The organism is Methylotenera mobilis 13, assembly GCF_000384255.1.
Lineage (GTDB): Bacteria > Pseudomonadota > Gammaproteobacteria > Burkholderiales > Methylophilaceae > Methylotenera > Methylotenera mobilis_B.
The window spans coordinates 845247-857126 of sequence record NZ_KB913035.1 but is presented as its reverse complement, the minus strand read 5'-3'; the positions used below and the strand labels follow the sequence as shown (position 1 = coordinate 857126).

12 protein-coding genes and 2 tRNA genes are annotated in these 11880 nt (G+C 39.2%); 7 read left to right on the top strand and 7 right to left on the bottom strand.

Annotated elements, in window-relative coordinates:
- Window positions 1-11 precede the first annotated feature (11 nt).
- From A391_RS0104190 to A391_RS0104155, 7 genes are all read left to right on the top strand, one after another.
- Window positions 12-88 (top strand) — tRNA-Gln (locus A391_RS0104190).
- Window positions 89-216: 128 nt separating this feature from the next.
- On the top strand, window positions 217-1152 hold the full coding sequence (locus A391_RS0104185) for a ribose-phosphate pyrophosphokinase (RefSeq protein WP_029143984.1): 936 nt from the start codon (window positions 217-219) through the stop codon (window positions 1150-1152).
- A gap of 73 nt (window positions 1153-1225) precedes the next feature.
- Entirely contained in the window at window positions 1226-1834 is a 609-nt protein-coding gene (locus A391_RS0104180) for a 50S ribosomal protein L25/general stress protein Ctc (RefSeq protein WP_019897559.1), read from the top strand.
- A gap of 115 nt (window positions 1835-1949) precedes the next feature.
- The gene (gene pth, locus A391_RS0104175; RefSeq protein ID WP_019897557.1) at window positions 1950-2525 is read left to right on the top strand and encodes an aminoacyl-tRNA hydrolase; all 576 of its coding nucleotides are present in this window, start codon (window positions 1950-1952) and stop codon (window positions 2523-2525) included.
- Between the two features lie 149 nt (window positions 2526-2674).
- Window positions 2675-3760, top strand: coding sequence for a redox-regulated ATPase YchF (ychF, locus tag A391_RS0104165; protein ID WP_019897556.1), 1086 nt, complete (start codon window positions 2675-2677; stop codon window positions 3758-3760).
- A 193-nt stretch (window positions 3761-3953) separates the two neighbouring features.
- Window positions 3954-4030: transfer RNA gene (locus A391_RS0104160), tRNA-Met, on the top strand.
- A gap of 187 nt (window positions 4031-4217) precedes the next feature.
- Window positions 4218-5795 carry a P-loop ATPase, Sll1717 family gene (locus tag A391_RS0104155; RefSeq protein WP_019897555.1) on the top strand — a complete coding sequence of 526 codons (1578 nt, stop codon included), beginning with the start codon at window positions 4218-4220 and terminating at the stop codon, window positions 5793-5795.
- Window positions 5796-5895: 100 nt separating this feature from the next.
- On the opposite strand, the gene A391_RS0104150 is transcribed toward A391_RS0104155, so the two are convergent.
- The 7 genes from A391_RS0104150 to A391_RS0104120 form a co-directional block, all read right to left on the bottom strand.
- On the bottom strand, window positions 5896-6846 hold the full coding sequence (locus A391_RS0104150) for a rolling circle replication-associated protein (RefSeq protein WP_019897554.1): 951 nt from the start codon (window positions 6844-6846) through the stop codon (window positions 5896-5898).
- The gene (locus A391_RS0104145) at window positions 6839-7048 is read right to left on the bottom strand and encodes a helix-turn-helix transcriptional regulator (protein ID WP_019897553.1); all 210 of its coding nucleotides are present in this window, start codon (window positions 7046-7048) and stop codon (window positions 6839-6841) included. The genes A391_RS0104150 and A391_RS0104145 overlap by 8 nt, the downstream gene beginning before the upstream one ends.
- A gap of 114 nt (window positions 7049-7162) precedes the next feature.
- Entirely contained in the window at window positions 7163-7879 is a 717-nt protein-coding gene (locus tag A391_RS0104140; protein ID WP_029143982.1) for a hypothetical protein, read from the bottom strand.
- A 129-nt stretch (window positions 7880-8008) separates the two neighbouring features.
- A complete protein-coding gene (locus tag A391_RS14120) occupies window positions 8009-9133 on the bottom strand; it encodes a restriction endonuclease (protein ID WP_019897549.1) in 1125 nt (374 codons plus the stop codon).
- A gap of 278 nt (window positions 9134-9411) precedes the next feature.
- Window positions 9412-9717 carry a HigA family addiction module antitoxin gene (locus tag A391_RS0104130; RefSeq protein WP_019897548.1) on the bottom strand — a complete coding sequence of 102 codons (306 nt, stop codon included), beginning with the start codon at window positions 9715-9717 and terminating at the stop codon, window positions 9412-9414.
- A 12-nt stretch (window positions 9718-9729) separates the two neighbouring features.
- A complete protein-coding gene (locus tag A391_RS0104125; RefSeq protein WP_019897547.1) occupies window positions 9730-10008 on the bottom strand; it encodes a type II toxin-antitoxin system RelE/ParE family toxin in 279 nt (92 codons plus the stop codon).
- 56 nt (window positions 10009-10064) lie between these two features.
- Window positions 10065-11306, bottom strand: a complete 1242-nt coding sequence (locus tag A391_RS0104120; protein WP_019897546.1) for a tyrosine-type recombinase/integrase — start codon at window positions 11304-11306, stop codon at window positions 10065-10067.
- Window positions 11307-11880: the final 574 nt, after the last annotated feature.

Here is an 11880-nt window from a genome sequence, read left to right as displayed (position 1 = left end):
TGATTATATATTGGGGAGTCGCCAAGCTGGTTAAGGCACCGGATTTTGATTCCGGCATGCGAAGGTTCGAATCCTTCCTCCTCAGCCAAATTTTGTAGAAGCGTGTAGATTATTTGATTTACACGCTTTTATTTTTTAGTGAGTTTTTTTTATTAGTTAGCTGGTCAATCTTGATGAGCCGGCACGATAGGAAATCGAATGGCGTCTAACGGCAACATGATGGTCTTTACTGGCAACGCCAACCCAGTGCTCGCGCAGCAAGTTGCAAAACACTTAGGTATTGAACTTGGTCAAGCGCATGTAGGTAAATTTAGCGATGGCGAAGTCATGGTTGAATTACTTGAAAACGTGCGTGGTCGTGATGTGTTTGTTTTGCAATCCACCAGCCACCCTACCAACGATAGCCTAATGGAAGTAATGGTCATGGTGGATGCGCTTCGTCGCTCATCTGCTGGCCGCATTACTGCTGCTATCCCATACTTTGGTTACTCACGCCAAGATCGTCGCCCACGTTCAGCACGTGTTGCCATTACCGCTAAAGTAGTGGCTAACATGCTCACTGGCGTTGGTGTTAATCGTGTATTAACGATGGATTTGCACTCAGATCAAATTCAAGGTTTCTTTGATATCCCAGTGGATAACATCTATGCAACTCCAATTTTATTGGCAGACTTGCTAGAACAAAAACATGAAAATCTTGTGGTGGTTTCTCCTGATGTTGGCGGTGTAGTGCGTGCGCGTGCATGTGCGAAACAACTCAGCTCTGATCTTGCGATTATTGATAAACGTCGTCCAAAACCAAACGTAGCTAAAGTCATGAATATCATTGGTGATGTTGCTGGCCGCACCTGTGTCATTATGGATGACATGGTAGACACTGCAAACACACTATGTGAAGCAGCGGCAGCATTAAAAAAACATGGCGCAGTAAAAGTAGTCGCTTATGCAACTCACCCCGTATTGTCAGGTGGCGCTGCAGAGCGCATCATGAACTCTGAGCTTGATGAACTAGTCGTTACGAACACAATTCAGTTGCAAGATGACTCAGCAAACTGTAAAAAAATCCGTCAATTGAGCGCAGCAGCATTGCTAGCAGAAACCATTCGCAGAATTAGCTGTGAAGATTCTGTCAGCTCATTATTTATGGACTAAAGTTTTTCACCCTGCCTTCTGGTCGCGGAAGGCAGATTCATTGTAGTAAAGCAGTAAATTTAGGAGTAGTAAAATGGCTATTGAAATCAATGCAGTAAAACGTGACGCTAAAGGTACGGGTGCGAGCCGCCGCCTACGTCATGCTGGCTCTGTGCCTGGTGTAGTATATGGTGGTGGTAAAGAAGCATTCCCGCTAGAAATCAACGCTAAAGAATTGTTCTTACAATTCCGTCACGAAGCTTTCCACGCTTCAGTATTAACGCTGATTCTTGATGGTAAAAAAGAAAGCGTATTATTACGCGACTTCCAAATGCACCCAGTGCGTAACACTATTCAACACGTTGACTTTCAACGCGTTAGCGCAACTGAAAAAATCCACGTTAAAGTGCCATTCCACTTCATCAACGCTGATGTCGCGCCTGGAGTTAAATTAGGTGGTGGTATTGTTGCTCACGTACTAACAGAAGCTGACGTAAGCTGCTTGGCAAAAGACTTGCCAGAGTTTATCGAAGTTGACGTTGCATCATTGGAAATTGGTCACTCAATCCACTTGTCACAAATCAAACTACCAAAAGGTGTTGAATTTGTACAATTGGCGCACGGTGATGACGCAGCAGTTGCTTCTATCGCTAAAACACGCGGTAGCGTTGCTGATGCAGCAGCTGAAACTCCAGCGGCTTAAGTATTAATTACGTAAGCTAGTTAAATAGCGCGCACTTTTTGACTAAAGTGCGCGTTTTTTTTAGGTGTTAGTTGAAACGTGTGCACTCAAAAAATATATTAACTAAAGTGACAACATGAGCGGAATTAAATTATTTGTAGGCTTAGGCAACCCTGGCGAAAAATATGCAGCCACGCGCCATAACGCAGGTTTTTGGTGGATAGATCAACTTGCTGCGGCCACTAATAGCAAGTTGGCAATTGATGCTAAGTTTTTTGGATTTACAGGTAAATTAAACCCAACCTCAGACACTTGGTTGATTAAACCAACCACCTTTATGAACGCAAGTGGCAAAGCTGTTGCAGCCTTAGCCAACTACTACAAAATATCGCCCAAAGAAATCTTGGTGATTCATGATGAGCTAGACCTACCTGCTGGTAGCACTAAAATGAAATTTGGCGGTGGGCATGGTGGCCATAATGGCTTGCGTGATATTCATGCCGCACTAGGTACGCCAGACTACTGGCGCATGCGAGTGGGTATTGGCCACCCCGGATCAAAAACTGAAGTAGTTAACTTTGTGCTCAAAGCACCTACCAAAGATGAACAAGCCGCGATTGAAGATAACATTATTGATAGCACTAAATTAGTAGATTTATTGCTCGCAGGCGAATTTGATAGTGCCATGTTAAAATTGCATACAAAGAAATAAATAACCGTACATTAAGAGGCTGTTTTCCATTCAGATTCAACGCAAAAATAAAACGTTTAGGATGAAAAGATGAAAACAGCACTAATAGTATGGGGAATCAATGAAGACGAACATAACGCAATGATTGCGTTAAAGATGATTGGGAAAATATGAAATGTGGAATCGTGGGCCTACCTAACGTAGGAAAATCAACTTTATTTAATGCAATTACCAAAGCAGGAATTGCTGCTGAAAATTACCCATTCTGCACGATTGAACCAAACGTAGGCATTGTTGAGGTACCAGATACACGCATGCAACCGTTGATTGATATTGTAAAACCACAACGTGTACAACCAGCTATTGTAGAGTTTGTTGATATTGCTGGCCTAGTGGCTGGCGCATCAAAAGGTGAAGGTTTAGGTAACAAGTTTCTAGCTAACATTCGTGAAACGGATGCGATTTCTCACGTAGTACGCTGCTTTGACGATGGCAACGTTGTGCACGTGGCTGGCAAAGTAGACCCACTTTCAGATATTGAAGTGATTAACACCGAACTTGCGCTAGCTGATATGGAAACAGTTGAAAAAACACTACAACGCGAAAGCAAAAAAGCTAAATCCGGCGATAAAGACGCTATTGCACTTGCAGGCCTTTGCGAAAGAATCCAAAAACATTTAGATACAGGCGCGCCAGTGCGCACACTTGGCCTAGATGCTGATGAACTCAATATCATCAAACCACTATGCCTGATTACAGTGAAACCTGTGATGTACATTGCCAACGTGGATGAAAAAGGCTTTGAAAATAATCCATACTTAGACAAAGTAGTAGCACTAGGTAAAACTGAAGGCGCTCCAGTGGTTTGCATTTGCGCAAAAATCGAAGGTGAAATTTCAGAACTAGATGATGAAGATAAAGCTGTGTTTTTAGCTGAGCTAGGCCAAGATGAACCAGGCTTAAACCGTGTCATCCGCGCAGCGTATGATTTACTAGGCCTACAAACCTACTTCACCGCTGGCGTGCAAGAAGTGCGTGCTTGGACCGTTAAAAAAGGCGCTACGGCACCACAAGCGGCCGGCGTGATTCATACAGACTTTGAGCGTGGTTTTATTCGTGCAGAAGTGATTGCCTATGATGAATATGTAAAAAACAAAGGCGAGCAAGGTTCAAAAGAAGCTGGAAAGATGCGCTTAGAAGGCAAAGAATACATTGTGCAAGATGGCGATGTAATGCACTTTAGATTTAACGTCTAAGCCTAACTAGTGAATACCACTTTGATGCAAAAATCATAGCTTTATAAGACTTTAAACACCCAGTTTGGTAACGCTTAAAAAAAATGTGCGATTTAATGAAAATAACCGCATTTTTTACCAAACTTTTTTTGACAATTCACGACTAAAACACTAGAATTGCGCCCTTGCTAAGTTTTTAGCAACCGATTTAAAAGGTGATGTAGCTCAGCTGGTTAGAGCACAGGATTCATAATCCTGGGGTCGAGGGTTCAAGTCCCTCTTTCACCACCAATAAGGACGCCTCATTCGAAAGAATGGGGCGTTTTTCTTTGTCTAATTTTCTCGATTAGTAGCCATGTAGTAGCCAGATTTAGATTATAAACCCTAGTAACTAAGATATATAAACATTTATTTGCTGCGATCAACTCTTAGCTATATATTGGACGTTCTCGAATTCTTACAACTGCGGAGGTAATGTATGGCTCTTAAAGATTTAGCAAAAAAGCTCGGTTTCGAGAATAAAAAAAATTTAATATTTTTAGGAGCTGCAGAAGCAGAAGCTGAGGCTTTAAGCACATCATCCTTATCACTAAGAAGTGTTTATGAAGACTTCCACAATTTATTTCATGAGTTAGATAATGAGAAATTTATTGTTCTGGGTAGAAAAGGTAGTGGGAAAAGTGCTTTTGCTGAATATTTATGTGCAATCTCAAAGGATGAGCCCAACATATTTTGTAAATTTATTAGACAAGGCGAGGCAAATTTAGAACAAATTGTGCAAATAGGGCAAAAGTCCGGTAATACGATTGAAAGAGACAGTCTATATAAATGGATAGTACTGACAAATATATTACAGCTATTTGCAGACAATCAAGCAATAAAAAACAACAAAGACTATTCTTTACTTTCTCAATTTCTAAGGAAAAACTCAGGCTATATCAACATTAAAGGAGATCAGATTAAAGAGCTTGTTGAAACCAATGGCTTTGAAATAAGTGTTGAATATTTTAAAAGATTCATGAAAGGTAAATTTAAAAAAGAGCTCACCATTCATAGAGAAAAAGCACCATTCTATAAATTACTCCCTGATCTAGAAGATGTCGTACTCAGAGTTTTAACGAGCCCAGAGGAGCGAGCTAACGATAATACTTATTTTTTATTGTTTGATGATCTAGATATATCCTTCAACTCACACGATCCAAACAGTATTGACTCCATAATCAGTCTTATTAGAGTTACCAAGACAATTAATAACGAATTGTTTGCAAAGAATAATTTAAAATCGAAAGCCATTCTTTTCATTAGAGATGATATTGGAAAACTAATCTCAACTTGCGCCACAGACACTGGAAAAGTCTTTTCATCTTATTCAACACTAATCAATTGGTATCAAGATGAATACAACCAAAACAATAAAGAAACTGACCTTCATATCCGAGAGTTTATTAATAAAAGAATAAAAATTGCTCTAGAAAGAAATGGATTACCCGTTGATCAAAGTGACCCATGGCTATCACTAGTACAAGAACCTTTCGCAGAAGCAGCTAACTCTCCAAAAACAAGTTTCAAGTATTTACTTGATCACACATTCCTACGTCCTAGAGATTTAATCCTGTTATTCAAACCCCTCAGTACTCATGAATATCGAATACCCTTATCAAAGCACGATGCTAACCATTTATTAGGTATGTATGCAGATGAATTGGTAACTGAATTTAAAAATGAACTTTCATGCTTTTATAACAACGTTCAAATAATTTCGATCATGAGTGCGTTAGGTTCAATTGAAAGGGTTTGCAGAACATCGTCAAATTACTCTTGCAGCGTTACTGAAGCTAAAGTAAGAATAAATGAGTATTGTAAAGATATGAATGCAGATGAGTTAATAGTAGATCTTTTTAACAGATCTATATTGGGCAACATTAATCCAAACAACAATCACATATACTTTAAATTCAGAGAGCCAAGCAGAGATACATATAATTTCAATGAAGATTACAACCTAATAGTACATAGTATCTTCAGAGTTTATCTAAATAATAAAGGCTATTCATAAGTTATGTACTTAAATGTCCTTTATATCTAGTCTAAAGGACACCGTCGCTCCGCTCCGTGCGGCACGCCGACGCGTGGCGCGCGGTGCGTGCGACCGATGCCTAAAATGGCGTTGGTAAAGGTTTTTCTTCGTTTGGTAAATAACGCATGAAAATCATTGGTACGTTTGCTTCTGTGATGTATAAGCTTCTGTCTTTTACTGCTTCAACCATAATGACAGTATCAAACCGTGAATAAAGCTCTTGCACAGCGTCAGCTAAATACTCAGCTTGCATCCACTCTGCAGTAGTCTCTGGCAGCTTAATAGAGCGTGGCGCCCAGTAGCGTTTTCGGTTGAATTGATGATGTTCAATGTAGCTTTTGGTAATGTACTTAGAGATGTATTTTGCAACGCCTATGGCTTGTTTACTTTTGTGCTGACCCTTACGCCTTGTCGATTTAATATCAACATTGCCAAGCGCGTTTACTCCCCTTTCGTCACCTTTTCCACCTAGCGCAATCTGCCAGCATTTACGCAGCAGTTCGACGCGAGCAAAGCCATTAATCGCAGCATGAATATGGTAATGTTCCCCGTTTTTATGTAGCTCTGGCACAGCGACATATTCAAACGACTCGCCAGCACTTTCTAATAAGCGCATAAAACGTTTCCAGGTAGCCGTGAGCTGATCATAGTCAGTCAGTAATTTGCGACTAGTCAGCGTCAGTAAGCGATCTGCACGTATTTCTAAACAAAGATGGCGTACTCTTCTAGCAGCACGGTAAGCACACTTTTCTAAATCTCTTTTGATTGCCTCTTCGTCTTTCTCTTTAGGTGCTGGTCGCTTACCGCGCTCTCGATTGAGATTGACCAAACGGTTTAAGTGGTTGCGGTTGACTAATACCGCTTTAGCTTCAAATCCGCCTTGGGTAAATGCTTGTATTTTTAAACGCCATTGATAGTCTTGTTCGTAGATAGGCGTATTGATTGGCTGCCCTCTCACCAAAGGATGGTCAGAGGGCAAGGTTTCATGCACCACCTCGCCACCAATGATAAATTTATCCAAATTAATCATGGCGAGACTCCAATACAGAGTCTTGGCGTTGATTATTGATATACGCTTGTAGATCATCTAAGCGATAACGCACGGCACGCGATCCCACTTTGACAAATGGGATTCTTGCACCAGCCCAGCGATCTCGCTCTAAGAAAGCCACGCTGACATTAAGAAATTTTGCTGCATCTTTGGTATGCAGCAGTTCAGTTTGAATTTGCATTTTGTTGTGTCCTTTATTTGGTAAATGGAGGACACAGTTTGCTGGCTATTGAATAGTGTTGAAATTACATCTGCGCGCATAGGTATATACGTGTGCGCGCAGATATATAACGAACTAGTCTTTCAATACCTTATTCAGGTTAAGGACAGCCTTTTCTAGGCAGCGCTCATGGTTCTTTTCAAAATATGTAGGAACAATCTCTTTTTTATCTTTTTCGTTTAGATTATTAAAGAAGTCTCGCGCAGCATGGCTTTTGTATTTATATTTAGATTCATTCGCTCTAAAAAAATCTTTGTAGTCACTTTTAATTTTATCTGCCGCTACATAACGTGATTTTGCATTTTTCGAATTTAGCTCGCTCAATGCTTTCTTGATGATGTTATCTTTTTCTTTAAATTCAGTGCTATCAAAAGACGATGGGTTAATATCGGGATATTGACTGCTCGCCTTTACTTTAGGATCAGATTCAGCGGTCTCAAAAAGTGCAAAATAGCCATGTTTTCTTTTTTCATCTTCAGACCAATCAAAGAATGGACTTTCTACAGGTTTGGCTAGTATTGGATCATTTTCATCAAACCAAAAACTGGGGGCTGGCGTGTTTGTCTCTTGGCACCATTTAAGTAGACTTAATCGACCGATTTCAATGCTTTGTAGAAATTTTTTCTTATACCGTTTTCCCGTATAGGCATTTTCTAATTCACGTTGATAGATACGCGCGATATATCTAACTGGTGTAGGTTCCTCATAGAACACTCGATATGGAATAGTGTTTACATTAATCCTAAAATATAGCGTTTTTGAAAGTTTAAGCGACAGTGATCTAATAGACATTTGAACCTTCGTTGGTAGCCTCGAAGGTAGAGTCGTTTGTGGATTGTATCCATGCCAATAGTGACATATGTCCCACAAACTTATCTTAGAAAAATCTTGCATCTTCGCCACTGAACAACTCCTGAAATCTTACCTAACTTTCTTTAATCTAAAACCAAACTTTCTTGGTGGCTTAGGTTTAGGTGGTGTTTTAATATTAATTACTGTTCTACACTTAGGAAAGTTTTTGCATCCCCAAAATTCTTTTTCTTCTGTTTTTCTTAATACCATCTTAGCGCCACATCGCACGCAAGTTGGCGTAGTGTAATCACCGCTTGTGATGTTTGTGTAAACTCGATATTGCGACTCAGGAGATAATCGCTGCAACTTAGCGATGAGTGTTTTACCATCTACCAACTCTATGTTGTGCTCTTTGGCAAACTTGATTGCTTCCTGGTTAAATTTATCAGTCGTAAAGAAATATCCTTTAGTAACGCCTTGATGCGACATCACGCCTAAAAACTCTCTTAAGAGTTTTATTCCTACTACATTTGACCATTTCTTACATTGCACAATCGCCACAGGTAGCTCTGCATTTGTTTCATACAACAGTAGATCAATACCGCCATCCGCGCCAAGACCAGTTTGTTTATTTTTAATCCCGATCTCATGAAAATATGCACTAGTGATATCTTCAAACCTTTTCCACTCAAGTGAGTTGATAAAGTCCAGCGTCCACTTATCCCGAACATCTTCTACTTTCGGTGTGTCATAGGTAGCTTTATTTTGTTCTGCAATAAACGGTTCTACTCGCGTATTGGTTCGATTTAAACTTGGATTGACGACAGGTGCGTAACCATACTGGTGGCTTTTCTTTACATCAGAAGATGAGGATGAGGGCTGATCAGAGCTATTTGATTCTTCTTGATGCGTAATGAATGGCGCTACACGATCAAAGCTTTTGTTGTCTTTATCTTGATCACTAAATCTTGCCAAGCGTGGATTAAGAAAATCAGTACTTCTTTTCTCTTTGTTTTTTAAGATGATGGCGACTAACACTTTGACGATTGCAACCATTGATAAGAATACAATCACCAACACTGAAAGCGATTGAATGAACGGTATCAGCGTTTTGATAATTTTGTTTGAAAGTCCAACTATTGGAAGTATCACAAACGAAAATCCGAGAATGATTGCAGCCAATACTGCCGAGAACTTCCAATCGGAACTTAACACTTGCTCTAAAAGTGAAGTTTTCTTTTTCTTATAGCGCACTCTTGCCTCTATTTCTCAGCGTTGAAATTTACTTATTGAATATCCTTATTTTAGATACCTGTAAATTTTATCCAAACTGAGATTGCAAGAATCATTCCTAGATTTCACAGCCTTCATCTATGATGAATTTATTATATGATTCAAACGGATAGCAATTAATCCATCGTGAATTTAATTGGTTTTCTTTGGGGTGATGGTTTATATAAACCATATATTTGTTGATATGAACCAGACCAACCTTAAATACAAGCTGGTCTAGTTCAAAGTGTTTTTAGCATTCAGGCGACTAAAAGTTCTGCTGGTGTTACTTTTGCATTAAATTTGCTTCTTGCTTGCCAAAGATCATATGAGGCTTGCTCAGATATCCATAAGTCAGCACGACCGCCATTCTCGACACCTAACCACTTTTCAATGCGTAACGCCATCTCAGGCGAAATCGCTGCATGACCGTTTAGTACACGCGATAAAGAAGGGCGTGCTACGCCTAACTGTTCGGCAGCCTCGGTAACACTCAAGCCGAGCGCAGGAAGAATATCTTCTCTCAATGTTTCACCAGGGTGTGGTGGGTTATGTATTCTGCTCATATCAATTCCTTTCTAGTGATAGTCCTGATAATCAACCAGGATTGCATCTTCACCATCAAACATAAAAGTCATGCGCCAGTTACCGTTGACAGTGACTGAATAATGCCCTGCTAATTCACCTTCTAATGGATGAAGTCTCCATCCTGGTAGATTCATATCAGCAGGTACTTTAGCTATATCTAAACGCACTAACTGGCGCTTTAGTTTAGAAGCGTGATCGGGTCTAATCCCTGCCTTGCTTCCACTCTCAAAGAAATCTTTGAGTCCTTTATGTTTGAATGTTTTAATCATATTTTATGGTATTTGCTTCACAATGTAATGCGTAACGTTACAGATGTCAATGTGTATTATGCGCTAGCTTGCAACATATGAATCGGGATTACATCAGCTTTTTCTTTTTGACCAATTTTATACAAAATGTAATCTGTAATTTTTTGCATAGGCACTCTCAAACGCTCAACATCTGAAATAATATAGCCAGCAGTCACATCATTGGTCATTTTATGATTGAGCAGCCGCTTTAGAGCATAAGCTGAGATATCTAAACTTTCTGCAATCGTGATAAATGTACGCCTTAAATCATGGGTGCTAAAGTTGACGCCACTTTCTTTTATCACATTGGCGATCTGCTTTTTAGGATCCGTCATGTATCCAGTATTTGTTTCATTCGGAAAAACATATTTGGTTTTTGCTTCAGCTTTTCTTTTAGTCAGTAAATCATGTAAAAAGTCCGTGAGTGGCAAGATATGATCAGTATGATTTTTGGTGTCTTTAATCACGATTGTTTTATCTTTAAGATCTACACGGTTCCAAGTGAGTTTTGCAGCTTCATTTCGTCTTAATCCTGTAAACAAAACAACCAGCAGAAAGTCTTTAACAACTTCTCTATTGGGTGCGATTGAATCATTGGATAAGTTCATAACAGCCTGATACCAGGGAGCAAGATCATAATGCTTGATTAATGTGTCTCTTCTGACTGCACGATGCCAAGCACGTAACTGTGTAATTCTGATAACAGGGTTATGCCTAAAGATGGAATCACCGTTACTATCTTCATATTTCATAATGGCGTAATTCATGACCGCTCTAAAGTTACGCATAGTTTTATTTGCTTGCGATGGGCTCGTTTGGCTGATCTTTCGAAATTTAAGCTCTACCATGTCTTTTGATATTTCAATGGCAGGTTTTTTTAACCAATCATGTAGATATGCATCAAAGGTATGTCGATAATCTTGAATGGTGCTGCGCTGCAAATTGCCGCGAGCTTCAATATAATTCTCTAGCACTTCGGATAAGGTAACTAATTTTGCTTTCCTGGCTTTTTCTTCATCATGTGGATTTTTACCACGGGAGATTTCAGCCAAGTAAGATTTAGCTTGTGAGCGTGCTTCATCTAATGAAACAACGTTATGTCTTGCAATAGATTTTCTGACAGTTTTTCCGTGAAGCTTAGCTTCAGCATAATAAACTTTTGCTGATTTACCTACGCGTAAACCAAAACCCAATAATTCAGAATCACGATAAAAAATTTGACTTGATTGTTCAAATGAAACTTTATCTACAAACGATTTAGTTAATTTGTGCAACATTTTATACTCCGTTCTACTATTTTCTCGTTAAAAAATTAGTAGCCACCTAGTAGCCCAAATCGAGAAAAAGTACTTAAAACGCAGTATATCTATGTAAAAATTGGTAGCAATCATCTGGCTACTAAATTCTTGTTTCTTAAAAGAAATTAGTACAATTTCAATAATAAACAATAACTTACAGCTCAAATTCATAATCCTGGGGTCGAGGGTTCAAGTCCCTCTTTCACCACCAATAAAGACGCCTCATTCGAAAGAATGGGGCGTTTTTCTTTTTTACTAGAGCTGACCACTACCCAACAACCTCGCTAACGAATTATTTCACAATGAAACAATTCGTTAACCATATGAAATACTTCATTAATTATTGCCTTGTAATATGCAAGCATATGTTGTTTAGCAATATATACTCTCTCAAAGTTTAGTAGCGCTTTTTTGCAGAAGCGCTATTTTTTTGCCCGGCATTTGTGATTAACGCTTACTACTTGGACTGTATCACTCTGCTAAATTCAAATATTCATTATCTTAATTACTATCCTTTATAGTATCGATACAAACATCAATTAAACCAGTGCAT